Below are 22,194 nucleotides of genomic sequence, written 5' to 3' on the forward strand. Positions count from 1 at the left end.
ATTAATTAATGAAGTTCAACTCAAAGCTTGTCACAAAACTATTTGTTTTAGGATCCATCTTAGGAATGATTACTTATACCATGTTTCAAAACTTTGCCTTTAGCAATTTTGAAACCATGCCTTCAGATAACTCAGAAGTGACTGATCCCATTCCTAAAGTGCCGGTAGTAGATTATAATTCACTGTTTTCTCCAGAACTTAACGTTTTTGAGGACCAAATTCAGAAGAGAGCTAAACGCAACAGCATAAGTGGATCTGTTATTGTCGCCTACAAGGATCAAATTTTATATGAAGAAGATTTTGGCTACAAGAATCCTATTACAAAAACTCCAATGGAGCCAAATATGTCTTACCAGTTGGCATCGGTGAGTAAACAATATACAGCAGCGGCTATTCTAAAATTATACCAAGAAAAACGTTTGGACATCGATCAATCTGTGTCTACCTATTTGCCAGGTTTTAAATTTGAAAAAGTGACCATTCGAGATTTATTAAAGCATAGGTCTGGACTTTGGAACTACATGTATTTAACGGAAAAGTATTGGGAAAAAGATATTGCCCCCAACAATCTGGAGGTTGTAGATTTAATTAACACCAACGCACCAAGACTCAATTTTCCTGCGGGTCGATATTTTAGTTATAGCAATACCGGTTACGTTGTTTTAGGAGCTATCGTTGAGCAAATAACTCAACTCAATCTTGGAAAATTTATTGAAGAAGAGTTTTTATTACCACTTTGTTTGGATGAAACTTTTGTCGACAAACACGACAGAAATGAGGATGTCATTCTGGACGGTTACCAATCCTATAGACGCTCTTTTATTGAACTCCCTGAAGGTTTTCATAATAATGCCATGGGAGACAAAGGAATTTATGCCTCTGCAAAAGATTTATTCGTGTGGTTTCGGGATTTAAAAAATGGTAAAATAGTAAATAAAAATAGTGTTGACTTGATGTTTGGTAGAAATGAAAATGGCAAAAACAAAAGTTATGGGATGGGGTTTAGACTTGAACACAAAAGTGGTGAAGAGGTTATTTTCCACAATGGTTTGTGGGATGGATTTAGAAATGGCATAGAATTTCACCCAAAAGATGATCTTGTGATCATTGTGATGACTCATACACAAAATAAACAAAAGCATTACTTCCAAGACTATTTAGTCAAAAAAGCAAAAGACTTTATTCACACTGCTGAGCAGCGAACTGAGGTTAAGGATGATGAAAAAGAATTAATCCTTTAAAACTTAGTCTTACCTTATTTTTCAATTTCATAATTCTCCCACCCCCAAGACCGTTTTGGAACATCGATTGGTGACTCCAAATCAAAACCTATAGAAAATTTAATTGGCGAACCTATTCGCCTTAAGTTATAAGTAAATTGTCCATCGTCCACGGTGATCCACCATAAATTAGTGGCCGTTCCAGGCAATAAATCTACGGTTTCTTGGTCAGCCGGAAACATAGCTAAATTATCATATCCACTGTTTGGTGTTACTCCACCATACATGGTGACTTCATCTTCTCTTCCATCTTCTTTACGATGATCATGCTTAAGCTCTATTCCAATTTTAGTTTTGGATAAAATCCAAGTTCTTGATCGGTTTTCACCTACATTGAAAGAAATATAGATCTTTTCATCCTTAACATCCAACACATGCATAACTAAGTCTTTTCCTCTAAAATCATCTCCCTCTGGAGCTTCCAAAACTTTACCTTGAAAAGCTTTTCCTTTCAATTTGGAGAGCCTATTACAAAACTCTTGGTTGACAATTTTTACTGAATTTGCTTCTGTCACAATTTCGGTTTTAGTCTTTTTGGTTTTAGGCTTAGAAGAATCTTGACAAGCGATTATAGTAGTTACCAAAAAGGCAAAAAATAAGTATTTCATGATAATTTATTTTTTACAAAAATAAAGATACGACACAAAAAAAGCCACTTTATAAAAGTGGCTTTTAAAATTTGAATCACTACCTAATTAAGCATCTGGATTGATAATTTTTTCAATTCGCTCTACTGCATCTTGCAGATGGTATCTTGTCATTGTATCTCTAGTTCTATTGATTGCTCTTCTCATATCTACTTGCAAAGTAGTTAACTCTGCTCTTACAAGAGGTCTAATATCACTAGTCTCCACATCGATATTACTTCGGTTGATGTAACTTCTGAATTGAGCAGGAATACTAGATTGCTCTTCTGTCATAAGCTCATGCATCCTTCCAATATAAGCTCTCTGAAGGTTTCTACGAATTCTACTGATGTCTTCTCCACGTCTCAATTCACTGAAAAGACCAGTTCTTAAATTTTCCATCATTTCTACAATGGTATACGCATCATCGTTTAACTCTTCGTTTTCCATCATTCTTGCGAAACGACCAAAGTCTAGAACATTATTTAAAGCTCTTTCCTGGTAGCTTTTTATTTTTTCAAGATAGCCGTCAAATTGTATTTTGTTGAAAATGTCTGTATCGATCAACCATTCTGGAGTTTCAAACAATTCTGCTTGAAGAAATTCCATAGCTCTTACTTGCTTATCTCTTGGCGCGTGTGTATAAACATCGCCCTCTTGATCGTAAGTTTTATAGATTTCGTAAACACCCCCAATATTAGCTGCAACATGGCCCATATAACGGTTATACTGTCCATAAACTTGGTTGTATAGATCTTCTAAGTCTTCGTAGTTTTTACCATCTTCTGCAGTCCACTCTATTAAGTTTGGAACAATTCTTTTAAGATTTTCAATACCATAAGTACTGGCTTCCATCGAATCATCACCAAGATCTTCAGTTTGTGAACTTGGATCGATCACACCTCCAGATTGTTGTTTTCCAAATCTATAGATAGGATCCCCCGCTTTTTCTAAGATCCATCGGTTAAGAACTTCTTTTTCCTCTTCTGGTGTTTTGTCCAAAATAGGTCTATATCCCCAAGCAATTGAATACTTATCATAAGGTCCAACGTTAGGCATTAAAGATACATCTCCATCACCAGGTTGAGCGATATAATTAAATCTCGCATAATCCATAATGGAAGGAGCTGTACCAAATTCTTTAGTGAATTCTGGACTTCTTAAGTCCTCAACACCGTAAGCTACACTACTTCCCATGTTGTGAGGAAGTCCAAGGGTGTGTCCAACTTCATGAGACGATACAAAACGAATTAAACGTCCCATTACCTCATCTTTAAACTCAACACCTCTGGCCTCTGGATTGATTGCTGCAGTTTGCACAAAGAACCAATTGCGAAGCAAAGTCATCACATTGTGGTACCAATTGATATCCGATTCCAAGATTTCCCCAGACCTTGGATCACTCACATGAGGTCCGTTCGCATTTGGTATTGGAGAAGCTAGATATCTCACTACAGAATACCTAACATCCTCAGGACTCCAATCTGGATCTTCTTCTTTTGTAGGAGGATCCATAGCAATAATAGCATTTTTGAAGCCAGCAGCTTCAAAGGCCACTTGCCAATCTTCTATCCCTTGTTTAATATATTTTCTCCATTTTTCTGGAGTAGCTCTGTCTATGTAATAAATAATCTGTTCTTTGGGTTCGACTAACTCGCCATTTTTGAACCTCTCAAGATTTTCATCTTTCACCTCAAGACGGTAACGGTCTAAATACTCTACCGTTTCAGACTTTTGATTATCTAAACCATAATCTGTTTGATTACTTGTAAACCAACCTACACGTTGGTCGAAATAACGTCGTCTCATAGGTTCTTTTGGCAATAAGACCATTGAGTTACTAAATTTCAATGAAACCGAACCCGTACTAGAATTGGAAGGTGGTTTGCCTGCATTGTAAGTTTTGACGTGTCTAATCTCTATGTTTTCAGGATAACTTCTTATCGTATCTATATAAGAACGACTATCATCTAGTCTAGAAATTTTATAAGGTTTTCTTCGTCTACTTTGCAAACCAATAGCTTCGACATCTTTCTGAAATAAATCTGTAACATCTATAACCGTTGTATTAAAAATAGAATCCTTTTTGTAAGCTTTTACATCAAAAGAATATAAAATGGGTTCAAAATTGGAATTCACTACCGCTTCATAAATAGGTAAAGAATCTGCCGCTGCAATATCGTAGGAAACAACTCTAAGATTAACTTTGTCACCTTTACGTTGCCAGCGCAATACTTGTTCGTTTTGCTTTCCTCCACCAAAACCCATGCCTTGAGCAGTTTGAGCAATACGAGTTACCATTAACATCTCTCTATTGAAAAGCGAGTCTGGGATTTCGAAAAAGTAATCTTCATCTACCTTATGAACAGTAAATAATCCTTCATCAGTTTTAGCCTTTTTCGTAATGATTTTGCCGTAAGGTTTAATACCATTTTTGGACTTTTCCTTGGATTGAGAAGCAGACTTATCATCTTTTTTACCCTGAAGGATAGAACATGATGACATCGAAACTAGCATTCCTGCTACACACGTGTAGTACAGTATTTTTTTGAACATAGTTGATTTAATAATGAGTCAGTAAAACTGAGCTATTCAGCTTTATTAAGTAGGACTACTTAAACTAGAAAAAGTTTAAACCTTCTCCAAAAAAAAGCTTCGTTAAAAAACGAAGCTTTTCAGTATTAAATAGTTTTTAATATTAGTGCGGAAGTTTGTTTCTGAGGAGTCCATAAATAAATGTACCTCCAAGCGCACCAAAAATCACTATTAGAATGGAACCATAACCCGCTCCGGCGAGAACATACATGGGGCCAGGACAAGCACCCGCAAGGGCCCAACCCAATCCGAATAAGATTCCGCCGAATAAATAACGTGGTATACTCATTGCTTTAGGGTTTAGTTGCATGTCTTGTCCTCCTAAAGCTTTGATGTTTCGGCGTTTTATAATCTGAGTGCCCATTACTCCTATGGCTAGAGCAGAGCCTATAATACCATACATATGGAAAGACCCAAATTCAAACATTTCATAAATTCTAAACCAAGACGCTGCTTCAGATTTGTACATGACAATACCAAAAAAGACACCTATAATTAAATAAACTAAGGTTTTCATATGCTTAAAAAATTAAGGGATAAATAAAATTAATCATGATTAATCCTCCAATAAAAAATCCAATTACTGCAATTAATGAAGGAAGTTGCAAATTGCTTAAACCAGAAATAGCATGCCCAGAAGTACATCCCCCAGCATACCGAGATCCAAAACCAACTAGAAATCCGCCTATTAGTAAAACGGCTAGAATTTTAGGATCGCTCAAACTTTCATCGCCAAAAATCTCAGTGGGCAAATACGATTCTCCAGCACTGTTAATTCCATAAGATTCCAGTTTAATAACGACATCAGGATTGATATTGACTGTATTATCAGACAAGTAATTAGCTGATACGAACCCTCCAATGATAGCTCCTAAAACCACAATGAGATTCCAGCGTTCTTTTTTCCAATCAAAATCAAAAAAATCTGATGCTTTACTAGCTCCTCCAATAGAACAGGCTGTTCTTAAATTGGAAGACATCCCAAATTGCTTACCTACAAATAGCAAAGCAAACATAACTAAAGCGATAAGAGGCCCAGAAACATACCAAGGCCAAGGGTTCATGATCCATTCCATAATTAAATATTTTATGCAAATTAAAGCTATAAATAGTCGTTTTATTGTAACAAAAGTTACTCATTTTTCAAATCGAAATCTTGTAACTTAAGCTAAAACACTGCAAGGTTAAAATTGAATTAATGAGGATTTACAAATCCTTAAAAAAGTCTATTTTTATTCAAAAATTTTTTATTATGAAACTTTCATTATCAGCTATTGTAACCTTGTTATTAGTCACTATAACTTCACATGCTCAACAAGAGTATTTTGAATACGGGTTTAAAGGAGGTGTCAATTTATCGAGTATCTCTGGGGATGGGGATAAAGTTTCAAACTACGATACAAAAGCTTCCATGAATATAGGAGGATATGGTTTATATAAAATCTTACCTAAGCTAGGTTTACAAGCTGAGTTGATCTATTCTGAGCAAGGGTTTTCAGAAAGATTTAATGTTGAAGAAGATGAAAATATTGATGAGATTAAGAGTCTCACCAGAATGCAATATATTAATTTACCTGTGTTAGTAAGTTATAACCTTATTGAAGAACTTTGGATAGAAGGTGGTGTGCAAGTTGGTTATTTGGTAAATGCTGAAGAAGAAGAAGAAACAAGATCTATAAATGACTCTGGCCAGTTAGATAGTGTAACTGAAACGATAGACCAAACTAGTAGGTATGAAAGTCTGGAACTAGGTTTATTAGGGGGGTTGCGCTATAAGCTCAGTCAAAATTTTATGATACAAGCCCGCTACGAAAAAAGTATAAACGACATCGACAAAGACCTTCCAGGTGACCAGTTCAATGAAGTTTGGAGCTTTTCTGTAGGTTTTGTGTTTTAATTAATTATAAGAGCATATAGCTTTTAAGCCTTTTTTATTCTAAGTATAGCCGAAAATAGTTAAGCCTGTTTTTAATTAGCAAAATAAAAACTGGGTCTTTTTTTTATCTTAGAATTCCTGAATTTATTTTTAAACTAAACAAAAAAACCAAGATTTTAATCAATTCAATTCTCTCAAGTCTAGAATCTATTTTAAGGAAATCCCTCAGACTCATCAAACTTTAAGAGCTCTTTCTTCTATAATACTGAGGTAATCTTCAATCACAGCATATATCTTGGCCAACTGCGCTTCTGTAATTATATAAGGAGGTAGAATATAAATGGTTTTTCCCAGAGGTCTTAAAAAGATCCCTTTACTCATAAAAAATTGAAACATTTCATCGCGAGCATTCCCGTAGCGCTCCATTTCCAGATTTAGATCTAAAGCTAGGATTACCCCAATCTGTCTCACCTCCCCAACCATAGGATGCTTACGCATTTTATCAGCAAACAGTTGATTGAGACTCATAATTGTTTTGATAGATTCTTGGATCTCTTGAGATTGAAGGAGTTCAATGCCTGCAATAGCAGCAGAACAAGCTAAAGGATTTCCAGTATAGGTATGACCATGAAACAAACCTTTGGCGAGGTCATCGGCATAAAAGGCTTTGTATACTTTTTTGGTACAGCTTGTAATTCCCATACCCACCATACCGGCGGATAGGGCTTTACTTAAACACATAACATCGGGTTTTTGTGATAAGTAGTCTGAAGCAAAATGCTTACCTGTTTTTCCAAAACCTGTCATGACCTCATCGGCAACGCAAATCACATCCTGAGCTTTACACAGTTTCAAAATCTCCTCTAATCCTTTAAGGTCGTATGTCTTCATGGCAGCAGCTCCTTGCACCAAAGGTTCGTAGATAAAGCCTGCAATGGTATTTTCTTTTAAAATCGACTTCAATTGCTTAGTGACCTCAGCATTATTTTGACCATCTGGCTTAGGGAGTCTAATCACTTTTATAAAATGATCTTCGAAAGCGCCATTATAGACAGATAAACTGGAGACCGACATGGCTCCAAATGTATCGCCATGAAATCCATCTTCCAAAGCTAACATGACTTTACGGTCGTTTCCTTGGTTATGATGGTACTGTAGAGCCATTTTTATACCAATCTCTGTTGCCGTAGAGCCATTATCATTAAAAAAAAGTTTGCTTTGGTTTTTAGGTAAAATCTCCATCAATTTCTCAGACAATTCTACTGCGGGTTCATGGGTAAAACCACTAAAAACCACCTGATCTAAAGTGTCCATTTGAGCCTTTACCTTTTTTACAATTTCAGGGTGGCAATGGCCATACATACTTGTGTACCAAGAAGCGATAGCGTCTATATAGGTTTTACCAGATTCATCTTTTAAAATCGCTCCTTTAGCCGATTTTATCGCTAGGAGTTCTGGGTTTAATTTATGCTGAGTAAGAGGGTGCCAAATATACTTTTGGTCCCGTTTAGAAATAGAAGGCTTGGTAAAAGGTAATGTAAGAGACTTCCCAAAAAGTTTCATAGTCTTGTATGTATTGCAAAGTTAAGGAGGCTAAGTATTCACTCTTCTGAATCTAATCCAGATGAATTAAAAATTTTCTAAATTTAGCTTTAAACGTTTCGCATGCTTTAAAATAATTTCTTTTGAAATTTGGCTTTCTTCTGGGATACGTCCCAGGCAAAGGAGTTGAGTTTTTTCTAAAATAATACGCTCAGTAGTTGGATGTTCATTTCCATTAAAAAGGATACCTATATTAGAAAACCCCCGGTTTTTTAAAGCTTCTACTGAAAGTAATGTGTGATTAATACTTCCTAAGTAATGTCTGGAAACCAAGATAATTTTATCTGTTTTTTCAATTAAATCGATGATACAATCTTTGTCATTTAAGGGTACCATTAAGCCTCCCGCACCCTCAATCACCAAATGGTTTTGGGTTTTTGGCCTACTTATAGATTTCAGATCGATGGTGACCTCATCAATCTCTGCTGCGGCATGTGGACTCATAGGTGTTTTCAAAGCATAGGCGTTATTGAAAAATTTCGATTTAGAGTTCGAAATTAAAGCCTTGACTTTATCAGTATCAGAATACTCCAATTCTCCTGCTTGTATGGGTTTAAAATAATCTGCCTGAAGAGCTTCAGTCACTACTGCTGAAATTATTGTTTTACCGACTTCAGTGCCGATCCCAGTAATAAAATATGTGTTAGTCATGTGGTTGATAATTTGTAGGAAGCATGTTTCCGAGTCTACCCTTACTCATGTCTCCAGAAAATAAAATAGTGCTGATTTGCGTGTGATTTCCGTAATCATCCACATAAAAGACTTTGGTCTTGAAAGTGATATCGGAACGGTTGTTTTTAAGAAGTAAAGATACCTTTTTTTGGAATTTTTTTTTGAGTGAAGTACTGTCAATATTCAGGTTTTCAAAATCATTTCCTAGAATAGTAATTTCATAACTATCTTCATAAGTTTCCGCTTTAAGAACTTGGGATGAACGCACCTTTCGTTTTACTTTTTTAATTTCAAAAACACTTGAAGCTGACACTTGAAAACTCTTATGAAAGAGTTGAAATTTGTCTTCTTCCAACTGACCTGAGCATAAGCTTTTAAAAAAATGCAAGGAAGACCCTTTATAAGCTTTTAAGCGTTTCTTTTTTATTCTTCGATCTTCTTCTGCTATATTTTCAAAAAAAGAGGTTCCTCCAAAATAATTGGTTTTTTGATCATCCTTATCCAGAGATACTCTATAAAAATCTGAAATGAAATCTACGAGATCAAATTCTACTTTGTAACCCAATTCTTTATTTATCACTTCAATGGGTTGCCTAGCTGATGCATAAAGGCTTTTCTCCTCTATATCGTAATAAAAACGAATATCATCTTCATTTAAAATAGAGGCTCTTCTTCCAGCTTTGGTTCTTCCTAGAAAATCGCGTTTGAAAGCTCTTAGCATTTCCTCTCGAGTAAAAGGGGATGCATCCAAAACGACTTCATCTAATTGATTTTCTTTAGGAGTTAAGGTTATCTCATAAGTCGATTTTGGATCTGGGTTGGGTAGGTAATATGTTTTAAAGCCTAAAAATCTTATGACTAGTGTAAGGTTGGATTGTTCTTTATACTCAATAGCGAAAGTTCCATCTCCTCTACTTAGAGTACCAACTGTACTTCCATCAAAATAAATAGTAGCCCCAGATAGACTATTATCTTTATCATCTACAATTTTCCCTTTGATTTCTTGTGCATGCAATAGATAACAAAGTAAAAATGCACTACTTGCAAAAAAGAATTTCATAAGTCTAATTTAAAAGTTTTGATAATTTACTTAGGCTTTTTGAAATTTCAACTTCTGTATTATAACTGTGTAGACAAAAGCGTAAACGCTCTTTCCCTTCTGGGACTGTTGGTGATAAGATGGCTCTCACATCGAATCCTTCTGCCTGAAGTTGATTTGAAATTGTCTTTACCTTTTGGTTCCCTCCAATCACACAGGATTGAATGGCCGAATTGCTTTCTATAAAATAGCTCGCTAAATTATGGGTCTTTAAAGTGTCTAAAAAATAAGAGATAATAGACCTTAAGCTTTCAAAATCTTGCGGTTCCGTTCTCAAATAGTCATGAGCTGCCCAGTTTCTAGCTATGGTATCTTGACTTGGAGCAGTGGTATAAATAAAGCTTTTAGCAAAATTGATCAAGTAATCTTGTAAATCTTTAGAGCCCACTATAAAAGCGCCGTGGGATCCAAACGATTTACCAAAAGTAATAATTCGAGCAAAGATCTTATTCCCATAATCTCTGTACCCTGTATTTGTCAACGTCCCTATAGCGTGAGCTTCATCCAAAATAAAGCAAGCCCCATAAGTTTCACAAACCTCTATGGCTGCCTCTACCTCTACTTCATCGCCATCCATTGAAAAAACATGCTCTGTAATAACATAAATGGTTTCAAATTTATTTTGAAATTTGGAAAGTTTAGCTTCCAAATCTTTTAGATTATTATGCTTAAACTTATAGGAACGAGCTGGACTCAACGAAATGCCGTCTCTTATAGAGGCATGACTCAACTCATCATATAGAATCAAATCATGAGGTTGCGCAACTGATGAAATAAGACCTAAATTAGCATCATAACCTGAGTTAAAGACCAAGGCACTTTCAGCATCATATTGCTTGGCTAAGTAGATTTCAAAATCTTTGATTAAAGGATAATTTCCAGAAAGCAATCTTGAGCCATTGGCTCCATGAAGCTCACTGGAATACTCTTTAAGTTTATCTTCAGCAAATTCAGAAATACTTTGTTTTTTAGAAAAACCTAAGTAATCGTTTGAAGAAAAATCAACTAAGGTTGGATCTGAAATCTTAAGCTTTCGGAAAGATCCTTCGTGTTTACGTTTATCAATTTTCTTTTGTAAAGTCTTAGGAAATTTAAGTTTTAGGGATTGAATCTTTTTCATTTTCACTTTCATTTTCTTTATCTTCTCCTTTTAATTCGTGGGTAGATTTATTGTATTTACCTTTCAAATCATCAATAACAGAGTTACCCCATAGCTCATTTCCTATAAAATAAGAGGTTCTACCTATAAGGTGTGCTCCAACAGGAGCCGTGATTAAGATAAATATAATTACAGTAATTACACGTGTAAACACTGAAATTTCTAAAAAGAATAGAGCAGCAGAAACCAGTAATAATCCAACACCAAGAGTTGCCGCCTTGGTGTTGACTGAAATTCTAAGATATTGATCTGGCATTCTTAAAGTGCCAACAGCTGCTAGGAGAACAAAAAGTGCTCCAAGTCCAGAAGTGATGCAAATTAGGATATCAATCATTTTTATTTCGTTTTTCTAAGTAATATGCAAAGGCTACGGTTCCTAAAAAAGCAATTAGAGCCAGAACCAGAGAAATGTCAAGGAATGTTGGTTTATCGCTTATAACACTATAAATCGCTATAATACCAATTCCAATAGTAATTAATAAATCTAAAGCAACAACACGATCTACAATGCTAGGCCCTTTAAAAAACCTCACAAAAACCAAAAGTGAAGAAATGGAAAGGATTGGTAAAATGATATAATATAAAAAATCGTGTACGTTCATCGTAATATTTCTAATAAGCGTTTCTCAAATCCTGTCTTAATATCTGCTATAAATACTTGTTTATCTTCTACATACATTGCATGAATATAAAGCACACTGCGGTCTGTAGAGACATCTAAAGCAAGTGTCCCTGGTGTAAGCGTTATCAAATTTGCTAAAAGAGTAATTTCCAAATCTGTTTTGGCGTCCAAAGGGACGGCAACAATGCCAGGCTTCATATTGAATTTTGGGGTACTGACTTCGTAGGCTACTTGAATATTTGCTTTGGTGAGTTCCCAGAGAAAAAAGAAGATGAATGAAATGATCCTTGGAATGATCTTAAAATATTTTTTGCTGTTTTTATCATCCGCTCCACTTAAAATCCAAAGGATAATAAAACTCAAAATAAATCCAAAGAGGAAATTATTGAACTCGTAACCACCAGTCAAAAATACCCAAATAAGAGTCAACAAAATGTTAGATAAAAATTTACTTTTCATTTTGACTTATCTTTTTAAAACAGCGTCTATATATAATTCGTTATTTATTAATTCTGAAGCTATTCTCTGAGACAACTGTTGAATGTGTTCCGCTCCAAATCCAATATATAAAGTTACAAAAGTTAGAAAAGCCACAGGGAATATAAAGGTGAATTTTTGTCCCAGCCTGAGTTGGTCAAAATAAATAAACTTTTTGGGAAGACTTAATTTTGGTTGATCTTTCCAGAAAACCTCCGACCAAAGCTTAGCAATAACTATAAGAGTGATTAAACTTCCAAAGATTAAAGCTCCAAAGAACCAATATTGTTCTGCATTTAAACTTGCTAAAATCAATGAAATTTTAGGCCAATACCCCGATAGCGGAGGTATCCCAATAAGTGAAAATAATGGAATTGCCATGAGTAAACTCAACTTGGGATAATTGGCGTACAAACCACCTAGTTTCTTCATGTTGTTTGTAGCTTTAATTCTATAAATCAAACCGCTTATCAGAAATAAATTCGTTTTGATGATGATATCGTGAATGAGATAAAAGATAACCCCTGCCATAGCAACTTCAGTAAATAAGGCTAAACCTCCAATCATAAACCCAATATGACAAATGATAAAGTACATGAATACCTTCTTGATATTATTTTGAACAATAGCCCCAACACCACCACTAAAAATAGTCATGATAGCGAGGGTTAAGAGCAAGGTATTCAAAAACCCATCTCCTCCATAAATCAGTGTAAAAACACGTATTAAAGCATAAACTCCAACTTTGGTAAGCAGTCCTGCAAATATTGCAGAAACTGCCGATGGCGGGGTGTGATAAGAGGCAGGAAGCCAAAAGTACAGAGGAAATATCGCCGATTTAATCCCAAAACCAACCAGAAACAAAACAGCGCTTATTTCCACTAAGTTCCTATTTTGGACTTCAGCAATCTTCAATGAAATATCTGCCATATTCAAAGTCCCAACCAAACCATACAAAACTCCCAGAGCCGTCAAAAAAATCATAGACGCAAAGAAATTAAGTGCAAAATATTTAACAGCACCTTCCAATTGATTTTTTTCTCCTCCTATGCTTATCAAGACGAAAGAACTGATAATAATAATCTCAAACCACACATATAAGTTAAATATATCTCCAGTTAAAAAGGCTCCGTTAAGCCCTAAGAGCAAGAAATGAAACACACTGAAATACCCAAATCTCAATCTAGCTCTTATAACAGATATCGTAGAAAATATAGATACTGCAAAACCTGCAATAGCGGTGAGTAAAACCAAAGTCGCCGCCAACATATCTCCCACGAATACAATTCCAAAAGGCGCTTCCCAATTTCCCGATTGCACCACTTGTGTCCCGTTATTATACACAAAAACAAAAACCCAAATGGCGACAAGTAGAGCTATAAAATTGGCAACTACGCTAAAGATTTTTTGAAAATCCACTTTGTTCCAGAAAAACATCAATACGATGCTGAAAAACAGGTGAACCACTAATGGTAGTATAATGATATCGTTTGTCATGAATCTTCGTCTGTAGTATTAAGTTGGTCTAAATCGTCTGTTTTAAGGACTTTAAAAGTTCGCTTCATAAGTATAATAGCAAAGGCTTGTAACCCAAAACTAATGACTATGGCTGTGAGTATTAAGGCTTGTGGAATTGGATCTGCATAAACTCCTTCTAAAACTTTTTCTGCAGAATCTATAATTGGAGGCTTCCCTTTGGTGATGCGACCTAAAACAAAGATCAATAAGTTCACTCCATTTCCAAGAAGGATGATACCCAGAATAAGTTTCACCATGCTTCGACGCATAATCATATAAATACCAGACGCATACAAAACCCCAGTAATAATTGCTAAGAGTATTTCCATTTAAGCAGATTCTGAAATTGTAAAAATGATCGTTAAGGACGCTCCTATCACGACTAGATATACTCCAAGGTCAAAAAATAACGCTGACCCAATTGCGCCGATAACTGGTATTGGATTTTCCGCCCAAAGTCCGGTCATAAAAGGCAAATCTGAAAAAACCATTGGAGCAATTCCACTTAAGAAAGCCACTAAAAGACCCAATGGCATTAAAAACCCTGGATGCAATTTTAATATGGTTCTCGTTTTATCCAATCCATGGGAAAAAGCATGCAAAACAAAAGCAATCGCGGCAACGAGACCACCTACAAATCCTCCCCCTGGCAAATAATGACCTCTAAGTAAAATAAACACAGAGAATATTAATAATACCGGAAGCAAGTAACTAGATGCTGATTTTAAAATTAATGTCCTCATATTATTTTTTGTCTTTTGTCTTTAGCTTCAATTTAAGCAATCCAAAAACTCCTAAGGCCGCTACTATAAGGACTGAAATTTCTATCATCGTATCTGTCCCTCTGAAATCTACCAAAATAACATTGACTATATTTTTACCGTGTGCTAACTTATAGGCATTTTCAGCATAGAATTCTGTGACTTCGGTGTTTTTAGGTTCACTTAAAACTTTTAGGATAAGAATCGTAATTAAGACACCAAAGCTTATGGAGATTATACCGTGTTTAATCCTAAGTCGAATATCAGATAGATTCAAGTATTTAGGTAATTTGTAAAGTACCAAAACAAATAAAATAACAGTAAGGGTATCTACAGAAAATTGAGTCATCGCTAAGTCTGGTGCACTATAAAATAAAAATAACAAACTGAAAGATAGACCTACTACTCCCAAAGAAGCTACAGCCGCTAACCTAGATTTGGTAAAAACAGTATATAAAACACCTAAAAGTAACATTATCAAAATTGAAATCTCATAAATGGTCAATTCCGTAAGCGAAGAGGTGTCTATACTTAGAGAGAAGTCTGAAAAGATTAAATATCCCAAAAGCAAAATAAGAAAGCTTACAACTATAAAAAGATAATGTCTTAAATAACCTGTCTGAAAAAAATTAGTCCAGAATTTAGAAAACACGGCGAAACCCTCAGAAAGGTTTATTAGCAGTGTTTTGGGTGCTATTGGATCAAGTTTTGCGATGGTAACCTCCAGTGAATGCTTAGGTTTCAAAACAAAATATAAAACAGTACCCAAGATAAGTGTAGTAGCACTAAGCGCAAGAATTGGATTAAAGCCATGCCATAGTTTAAGGTGGAAGTCCTCGAACTGAAGCGCTTGTGTCATTGCAATAGGCTTTGCTACAGCGGTTTCAATAAGACCAGGAAAAAGACCGAATACCAATCCAGCAGAAGTCATTATAAGAGGTGGAACCCACATCAAGGGACTTGGTAATCGAATTTTTTCAAACTTTTTGGGTAGTTTACCCATAAAAGGCTTTATTCCTGCTACAAAACCAGCATAAAACAATAACACGTTTGTGGATAGAGCTATAATGGTGAGTAAGATCGCATTATCTTTAAAATGCAAAGTAGATTCATAAATTAAGTCTTTCCCTACAAAACCCAAAGTAGGCGGAACACCACCACTAATGAGTGCAGCGATAAAGCCAGCTATAGCTACGGGCAGCATGACTTTTCTAAGACCTGCAAGTTGAGTTACATCTCTGGTCCCTGTTTCATGATCTATAATGCCGGTAATCAAAAATAAAGAAGCTTTATAGAGAGCGTGAACCACAATAAAAACTGCTGCGGCGACAAGAGCTGCTTGGGTACCAATTCCAATCAAAAAAACCAAAATTCCTAATGCTGCGATAGTTGAATAGGCTAAAATTCCTTTGAGATCTGTTCTAAAGATAATATGGATGGCAGAGTAAATCATCGTAATTCCCCCCACTACAATCAATACGGTATGCCAAATTTCTGCACCATTTAAAACAGGGGTCATTCTGAATAATAAATAAACTCCTGCCTTTACCATCGTTGCAGAATGCAAATAGGTAGACACCGGTGTTGGAGCCTTCATCGCTTCAGGTAACCAGAAATGGAATGGAAACTGAGCAGATTTAGTGAAAGCAGCACTAAATATAAAGATTAGGATTAAAACATAATGCGAACTATCGGCTATGGCTTCTCTTGAAGATAGCATTTCGGAAATACGATAGGTTCCAGCAACATCTCCAAGAAGAATAGCCCCACCTAAGAGCATTAATCCTCCAATACCAGTTACACCAAGAGCAATTAATGCAGATTTTCTAGAATCCTCTTTATCGTTGTTAAAACCGATTAAATAAAAGGAGGAGATGCTCGTTAGCTCCCAAAAAATAAACATAGACATCAGGTTGTCTGACAGAACTAAGCCAAGCATTGCTGCCATAAAAAGGCTCAGGTATCCATAAAACCGGTCTAAATATTTATGATCTTTTAGATAAGCAGAGGAATATACGAAGACCATGGTGCCTACACCCGTAATCATTAAAGCAAATAAAAGTGACAACCCGTCTAAGGTAAAGCTAAGATTCACTCCAAAACTGGGGACCCATTCGTGAATTTCGTAAATAACTTTACCATCAGCTATTTCACTGATGAATGTGGAGAAATAAATAAAAAGACTCAACGGGATTAACGAAGACAATACAGCAAGTCTGCCTCTAAGATAAGAGCCTGAAAATACTAAAAATAAAGAAAACAAAAATCCTAAAAGTACTGCTTCTAGCATGTGTAAAATTATTTATGACAAATATATCGTTTATTGATGAAGAGTCTATCTCAAATAAGAAAAGCTCTAAGTGAATTTACATAGAGCAAAACCTAAATAAAAATGCTGTTTACCTTTTCAACAGCATTTTTATAGATAATCATTTCTGTTACTGAACTAAAGCAGCATCTACTGAAATTTCAGTAGATAAAAGCTTAGAGATTGGGCGATTTTTTTCAGCTTTTTCAACTAAACTATCGAATTTCTCTTGACTAATTTCTGGTATTTTAGCTACAAGTGTGAGATGAGAATTTGTAATGGACCCCTCTTTAAGAGTAATTTCCCCTTTAGTTTCAAGACTATTAGGAGTATACCCCTCCTCTGTTAAAAAAGCGGACAATTGCATTGAAAAACATCCCGCGTGAGCAGCTGCGATTAATTCTTCAGGATTTGTCCCTTTTCCATCTTCAAATCTAGACTTAAAAGAATAAGGTGTATGGTTCAAAATACCGCTCTGTGAAGAGAGGCTTCCTTTACCTTCTTTAATGCTGCCTTCCCAAATTGCTTTTGCATGTCTTTTCATAACTTTTAATTTTTTTGAAAATTAAAAAATAATCACTTATCTCACTAGATTTTCAAATAACATTAACCTAAGTAACAACTTTAAAACCTACTAGCTTTTTTGAAATTTCTCAATAATCGCTTTAGCCTGGTCTTCATTATTTTTAGAAACAAAGAGTTCATACTGACCAAAAATACCAGCGTAGGAGCTGTCCATTTTATCTTTTTCAAAACAGTCTATATCCTCCGACATCAACAGGTTCTTAATTCCCATTAATTCTACTTTAGACGTTGTTGTAAATATTTTAATTTCCATAAGTTCTAAAATTTAGTTTCTAATCTTCGTCCTCCTCATTCATCCCGTTCCAGCCTCTAGCCTTAATTGGGATTTTAGTATTCATCCTAGAAATGAGATGAATCCCTTCGGTTTGTTCAGCCATATGACCGATAATCGTTAAATGTGGGTTCGCTTTTATTTTTTTAAAATCATTTTGATCTACCGTAAATAAAAGCTCGTAATCTTCCCCTCCATTGAGAACCACTGTAGTAGAATCCAACTTAAACTCTTCGCAAGTTGAAATGCACATTGGATCAAGAGGAAGTTTATCTTCAAACAGGTTGGCACCAACTTTAGAGTGTTTGCATAAGTGCATTAACTCTGAAGATAATCCATCACTAATGTCAATCATAGAAGTCGGTTTTACCTCCAAAGCAGCTAACAGTTCTACAATATCTTTTCTCGCTTCAGGCTTTAATTGCCGCTCTACTATATAATTGTATTTCTCGAGATCTGGCTGAGCGTCTGGGTTCACTTTAAACACCTCATTTTCTCTTTGCAACACCTTTAACCCTAAAAAAGCACCTCCTAGATCACCTGAGACGACAAGTAAATCATTAGGTTTGGCACCACTTCTATAGGTGATATCCTCTTTTTCGGCTTGACCAATCGCCGTAACGCTTATCGTTAACCCTTTTATAGCAGAAGTGGTGTCTCCACCAACAACATCTACATCGTACAACTCTGCGGCTGTCGCAATTCCACTATACAACTCTTCCAAGGCTTCCACTGTAAAGCGATTGGAACAAGCAATAGAAACTGTAATCTGCTCTGCTTTTGCATTCATAGCATACACGTCAGATAAGTTTACCATAACAGCCTTATAGCCTAAGTGTTTTAAGGGCATGTAGGCGAGATCGAAATGAACGCCTTCTACCAAAAGATCTGTAGTCACCACTGTATGCTTATCGTGTTTTAAAACTGCTGCATCATCACCGATACTAGTGACAGTTGAGGTTTGCTTAATTTTAAAAAATTGGGTCAAGTGGTCTATTAAACCAAACTCACCAAGTTCTGATAATTTGGTTTTACTCTCTTTTGTATTTTGAAACATAACATTTTCAGTTTGGGTGCAAAGTTACTCAAAGGAATTGAGAAGGACAGTATATTTCAAGCAGTGTCTATTTGCCTAGAAATCAAACCTTGTCTTGAGAATAATTAGTTACATTTGAAAAAAAAAAAAAATTTGAAACACATCTACTCTTTTCTAGTCCTAGTTCTTATAAGTGCGAGTTCATATTCTCAAACTCCGTGTGAAAACGGTTTTGCTGGACAATATCCCTGTAACGATTTCGATCTAATGTCCCAAATTGATTTAAACACCCTTTCAGCATCTGATGGAAATGACTCTTGGGGTTGGACAGATCCTGAAGATGGTAAAGAATATGCCATTATGGGATTGAGTAATGGCACAGCTTTTATAGATATTTCTAATCCAACACAGCCAGTTTATCTCGGTAAATTACCAACACATACGGATCCTAGTATATGGAGAGATATGAAAGTTTATGGCAATTATGTCTTTATCGTTTCGGAAGCCTCAGGACATGGCATGCAAGTCTTCGACCTAACCCGACTTCGCAATGTTAGCAATGCCCCTGCCACTTTTACCAATGATGCTCATTACGATGGTGTTGGTAGTGCTCATAATATTGTGATTAATCCAGAAGAGCCTTATGCTTATATTGTTGGTGACCGAAATAGTTATTCAGGAGGCGCTCATATTGTCGATATATCCGATCCTTTAAACCCTGACTTAGCGGGAGGCTATTCTGGTAGTTTTTACACCCACGATGCTCAAGTTGTCACTTATAATGGGCCTGATCCTGATTATGCTGGTAGAGAAATATTTTTAGGAAGTAATGAGGATGAAGTTGTCTTTGTAGATGTTACAGATAAATCAAATCCGACATTGATTTCAGATATTTCATATACCAATTTCAGTTATACTCACCAGGGTTGGTTAACAGAAGATCAGAGATATTTTTTCTTAGGAGATGAAACTGATGAATTAGCATCTGGCTTTGATACAAAAACCATAATATTCGACTTAGAAGATCTAGATAACCCTGTTATTCAACAAGAATATTTCGGCCCAACTGCAGCCATAGACCATAATGGGTATATTAAAGGTGATATATTTTATTTATCAAATTATACCGCAGGCATAAGAATGCTAGACATTTCTGGTATTGGTAACGAAGAGGTAAATGAAGTGGGCTTCTTCGATACCTATCCTGAAAATGATGGTGCTAGCTTTGATGGTATGTGGAGTAATTATCCCTATTTTGAAAGCGGTAATATCGTAATAAGTGACATTGACAGAGGGTTCTTTTTAATTAGAAAATCGGGCACACTAGAAACACCTGATTTTGAAAATCAAGACTTCAAGATTTTCCCTAATCCTGCATCATCCTATGTTCAAATACAAAACACTCAAGAGAACATTCAAAAAATTGAAATTTTCAATCTTTTAGGTCAAAAAATATTTTCCAAAGATTTTCAAAATGAAAAGCAAATTCAAATCAATTTAGACACCTACGACTCTGGTATGTATCTGCTTAAAATGAATAATTCTATAACTCTTAAATTGATTGTAAAATAATGTACAAAAAGATAGCATTCATTGTGAGTTTAACCATGATTTTATCATGCTCGAAAGATGATGAATCAATAATTCCACAAAGTATTGACGAGGAATTTATTGGTGAGATAGACTTTATCAAGACCATTGGGGGGTCTCAACAAGATGATTTCCTATCTGTAGTCGCAACCACCGATGGAGGTGTTGCAGCATTTGGTTTTACACAAAGTAATGATGGTGACATCATAGGTAAGCCTTCGACTGATAGTGATTATTGGCTTGTTAAATTTGACCAAGATTTAAACATCCAATGGCAAAAGGTATTTGGAGGAAGTGATGACGATAGAGGACAAAGTATAATTCAGACCGATGACGGAGGCTTTGCTGTGACTGGATTTTCCAGAAGTAGTGATGGCGATATTACTGGAAATTTTGGATTTCAAGATTATTGGGTTGTAAAATTGGATGCTTCAGGGGGTATTCAATGGGAAAAAAGCATAGGCTTTTCTGGAAATGATAGAGGATATGATATTATACAGACTCAAGATGGCGGCTATTTTGCTACTGGATTTTTAGATGTCACTGCATCTGAAGGAGAGGGAAATGATGATTTTGATAATTTGAAAAGATCATCAAACTCCAAAGGAGCAAAGCATGGCGTTGGCGAATATTGGGGTATAAAATTGAATGCTGGAGGAGAAATGGAATGGAGACGCTATTTTGGCGGCACCAATAATGACAGAAGCTACGCTGTTATACAAACCCAAGATGGTGGTTACATCCAAACGGGGCATTCTGAAAGTGATGATTTTGATATTAAAGAGCCTATAGGAAGTTATGACATCTGGGTGGTCAAAACTCAAGCTAATGGTGTTTTAGAATGGGAAAAAAGTTTTGGAGGAAGCAGTATTGAAATTGCTTTTGATATTATAGAAACCGAAGATAATAACTTTATGCTAGTTGGAGATACTAGGAGTAGTGATGGAGATGTCTCAAACCCAAGAGGTAATGCAGATATATGGATCGTCAAGTTTGATATAGAGGGGAATCTGATTTGGGAAAAAACCTATGGTGGACCAGAATTCGAATCTGGAAGATCTATTATAGCTATAGGAGATAATGACTATTTTATAACGAGTAGCTCAAGAAGTAGTACAGATCAATTGGAGACCAACTATGGTTCTAATGACATTTGGGGAATTATCATAGACGGTAATGGAGACTTAAAGTGGCAAAAAAACATTGGAGGAAGTGGTCTTGACTTTGGGAATGATGCTGCAATAAATTCTAATAAGGAGATTTTTGTCGTTGGAAATACGGCTAGCAACGACACTGATTTCACAACAAATAAGGGTGATAACGATGCTTTTATTATAAAACTAAAGTGATATGAAAAAAATAATTTGCTTTGTTCTTATTTCGATGTTGGCAGTTTCTTGTAAAGACGATGATACTATTGAAACTACGAGTATAGAGATCAGCTTTGCTAATACGATAAATTCTCAAAACATAGAATTGAATACCGGAGTTTATCAAACTACATTGGGTGAGTCTTACTCCATCAATGAGCTGAAATATATCATCAGTAATATCTCGTTCATTAAAGAAGATGGCGGAATCTTCACTTATCCTGTGGAAGACAGTTATTTTCTAATTGATGAAGAGGTGCCTTCCAGTAAAATTATAACCCTAGAAAATATACCCGTTGCCAACTATAATAAGATAAAGTTTGGGATAGGCGTAGATCAATCCAACTACCCCCTAAATGGAGTAGATAACTTTGTACCTACAGCAGAAGAAAGCCAAATGCTTTGGAGCTGGTCGGCAGGTTATATCTTTTTTAAAATAGAAGGCGATTATTCTTCGACTGGAGATCAGCCAGATGAGGATTTTCTTTTTCATATTGGCAGCCATGGCACCAATCTAGATAATTACAAAACTGTAGAGTTATCTTCTGATTTTGGTTTTGATTTCACCGAAAGCACTTTAGTATCTATCGAAGCTGACATACCTAAACTCTTTAATGCGGTCTACGATATCAGGATAGAGGATAAATCTGATATCCAAGTAGATCCTGTTAATGCTCCAAAGATTGCAGAAAATGCAAGTCGGTTATTTTCTTCAGTTCCTTTTAATTTACCAGAATAAACTACAAA

The 22,194-nt window shown here is 35.6% G+C and carries 23 protein-coding genes; 5 read left to right on the forward strand and 18 right to left on the reverse strand.

The window, feature by feature from the left end; translation table 11 throughout:
• Nucleotides 1-8 precede the first annotated feature (8 nt).
• Entirely contained in the window at nt 9-1,241 is a 1,233-nt protein-coding gene (locus P700755_RS05035) for a serine hydrolase domain-containing protein (protein WP_015023654.1), read from the forward strand.
• Between the two features lie 14 nt (nt 1,242-1,255).
• Here P700755_RS05035 and P700755_RS05040 read toward each other — a convergent pair whose 3' ends face one another.
• The 4 genes from P700755_RS05040 to P700755_RS05055 form a co-directional block, all read right to left on the reverse strand.
• On the reverse strand, nt 1,256-1,888 hold the full coding sequence (locus P700755_RS05040) for a hypothetical protein (RefSeq protein WP_015023655.1): 633 nt from the start codon (nt 1,886-1,888) through the stop codon (nt 1,256-1,258).
• An 87-nt stretch (nt 1,889-1,975) separates the two neighbouring features.
• Nucleotides 1,976-4,462: a zinc-dependent metalloprotease gene (locus tag P700755_RS05045; RefSeq protein WP_015023656.1), complete on the reverse strand. Its 2,487-nt coding sequence runs from the start codon at nt 4,460-4,462 to the stop codon at nt 1,976-1,978.
• Nucleotides 4,463-4,604: 142 nt separating this feature from the next.
• The gene (locus tag P700755_RS05050) at nt 4,605-5,018 is read right to left on the reverse strand and encodes a DUF6691 family protein (protein ID WP_015023657.1); all 414 of its coding nucleotides are present in this window, start codon (nt 5,016-5,018) and stop codon (nt 4,605-4,607) included.
• Between the two features lie 4 nt (nt 5,019-5,022).
• Nucleotides 5,023-5,577, reverse strand: a complete 555-nt coding sequence (locus tag P700755_RS05055) for a YeeE/YedE family protein (RefSeq protein WP_015023658.1) — start codon at nt 5,575-5,577, stop codon at nt 5,023-5,025.
• 176 nt (nt 5,578-5,753) lie between these two features.
• Between P700755_RS05055 and P700755_RS05060 the strand changes: the two genes are divergently transcribed.
• Complete coding sequence (locus P700755_RS05060; protein WP_041758626.1) at nt 5,754-6,398, forward strand: porin family protein; 645 nt, start codon at nt 5,754-5,756, stop codon at nt 6,396-6,398.
• Nucleotides 6,399-6,611: 213 nt separating this feature from the next.
• On the opposite strand, the gene bioA is transcribed toward P700755_RS05060, so the two are convergent.
• From bioA to thiL, 14 genes are all read right to left on the reverse strand, one after another.
• Complete coding sequence (gene bioA / locus P700755_RS05065; protein ID WP_015023660.1) at nt 6,612-7,940, reverse strand: adenosylmethionine--8-amino-7-oxononanoate transaminase; 1,329 nt, start codon at nt 7,938-7,940, stop codon at nt 6,612-6,614.
• Between the two features lie 66 nt (nt 7,941-8,006).
• Complete coding sequence (bioD, locus tag P700755_RS05070) at nt 8,007-8,630, reverse strand: dethiobiotin synthase (RefSeq protein ID WP_015023661.1); 624 nt, start codon at nt 8,628-8,630, stop codon at nt 8,007-8,009.
• Complete coding sequence (locus P700755_RS05075; RefSeq protein WP_015023662.1) at nt 8,623-9,711, reverse strand: carboxypeptidase-like regulatory domain-containing protein; 1,089 nt, start codon at nt 9,709-9,711, stop codon at nt 8,623-8,625. The genes bioD and P700755_RS05075 overlap by 8 nt, the downstream gene beginning before the upstream one ends.
• A 4-nt stretch (nt 9,712-9,715) precedes the next feature.
• Entirely contained in the window at nt 9,716-10,870 is a 1,155-nt protein-coding gene (locus P700755_RS05080; protein ID WP_015023663.1) for an aminotransferase class I/II-fold pyridoxal phosphate-dependent enzyme, read from the reverse strand.
• Nucleotides 10,842-11,243 (reverse strand): monovalent cation/H(+) antiporter subunit G, encoded by a 402-nt coding sequence (gene mnhG / locus P700755_RS05085; protein WP_015023664.1) that lies wholly within the window; start codon nt 11,241-11,243, stop codon nt 10,842-10,844. Before mnhG ends, P700755_RS05080 begins: the two co-directional genes overlap by 29 nt.
• Nucleotides 11,236-11,511 carry a cation:proton antiporter gene (locus P700755_RS05090; protein ID WP_015023665.1) on the reverse strand — a complete coding sequence of 92 codons (276 nt, stop codon included), beginning with the start codon at nt 11,509-11,511 and terminating at the stop codon, nt 11,236-11,238. The genes mnhG and P700755_RS05090 overlap by 8 nt, the downstream gene beginning before the upstream one ends.
• On the reverse strand, nt 11,508-11,990 hold the full coding sequence (locus P700755_RS05095) for a Na+/H+ antiporter subunit E (RefSeq protein ID WP_015023666.1): 483 nt from the start codon (nt 11,988-11,990) through the stop codon (nt 11,508-11,510). The genes P700755_RS05090 and P700755_RS05095 overlap by 4 nt, the downstream gene beginning before the upstream one ends.
• A gap of 6 nt (nt 11,991-11,996) precedes the next feature.
• Nucleotides 11,997-13,505: a proton-conducting transporter transmembrane domain-containing protein gene (locus P700755_RS05100; protein WP_015023667.1), complete on the reverse strand. Its 1,509-nt coding sequence runs from the start codon at nt 13,503-13,505 to the stop codon at nt 11,997-11,999.
• A complete protein-coding gene (locus P700755_RS05105) occupies nt 13,502-13,855 on the reverse strand; it encodes a Na+/H+ antiporter subunit C (RefSeq protein ID WP_015023668.1) in 354 nt (117 codons plus the stop codon). Before P700755_RS05105 ends, P700755_RS05100 begins: the two co-directional genes overlap by 4 nt.
• Nucleotides 13,856-14,269 (reverse strand): Na+/H+ antiporter subunit B, encoded by a 414-nt coding sequence (locus tag P700755_RS05110; RefSeq protein ID WP_015023669.1) that lies wholly within the window; start codon nt 14,267-14,269, stop codon nt 13,856-13,858.
• Between the two features lies 1 nt (nt 14,270).
• Entirely contained in the window at nt 14,271-16,577 is a 2,307-nt protein-coding gene (locus P700755_RS05115; RefSeq protein WP_015023670.1) for a putative monovalent cation/H+ antiporter subunit A, read from the reverse strand.
• A gap of 148 nt (nt 16,578-16,725) precedes the next feature.
• Nucleotides 16,726-17,139, reverse strand: a complete 414-nt coding sequence (locus P700755_RS05120) for an OsmC family protein (protein WP_015023671.1) — start codon at nt 17,137-17,139, stop codon at nt 16,726-16,728.
• A 90-nt stretch (nt 17,140-17,229) separates the two neighbouring features.
• Nucleotides 17,230-17,433, reverse strand: coding sequence for a putative signal transducing protein (locus P700755_RS05125; protein WP_015023672.1), 204 nt, complete (start codon nt 17,431-17,433; stop codon nt 17,230-17,232).
• A gap of 19 nt (nt 17,434-17,452) precedes the next feature.
• The gene (thiL, locus tag P700755_RS05130; protein ID WP_015023673.1) at nt 17,453-18,508 is read right to left on the reverse strand and encodes a thiamine-phosphate kinase; all 1,056 of its coding nucleotides are present in this window, start codon (nt 18,506-18,508) and stop codon (nt 17,453-17,455) included.
• Between the two features lie 132 nt (nt 18,509-18,640).
• Here thiL and P700755_RS05135 point away from each other — a divergent pair, with 132 nt between their 5' ends.
• From P700755_RS05135 to P700755_RS05145, 3 genes are read left to right on the forward strand one after another with little or no spacing between them, the layout of a single operon-like run.
• Complete coding sequence (locus tag P700755_RS05135) at nt 18,641-20,059, forward strand: choice-of-anchor B family protein (protein WP_041758628.1); 1,419 nt, start codon at nt 18,641-18,643, stop codon at nt 20,057-20,059.
• A complete protein-coding gene (locus P700755_RS05140) occupies nt 20,059-21,426 on the forward strand; it encodes a hypothetical protein (protein WP_015023675.1) in 1,368 nt (455 codons plus the stop codon). Before P700755_RS05135 ends, P700755_RS05140 begins: the two co-directional genes overlap by 1 nt.
• A gap of 1 nt (nt 21,427) precedes the next feature.
• The gene (locus P700755_RS05145; RefSeq protein WP_015023676.1) at nt 21,428-22,186 is read left to right on the forward strand and encodes an MbnP family protein; all 759 of its coding nucleotides are present in this window, start codon (nt 21,428-21,430) and stop codon (nt 22,184-22,186) included.
• Nucleotides 22,187-22,194: the final 8 nt, after the last annotated feature.

Origin of the sequence: Psychroflexus torquis ATCC 700755, assembly GCF_000153485.2 — a bacterium.
Taxonomy (GTDB): Bacteria; Bacteroidota; Bacteroidia; order Flavobacteriales; family Flavobacteriaceae; genus Psychroflexus; species Psychroflexus torquis.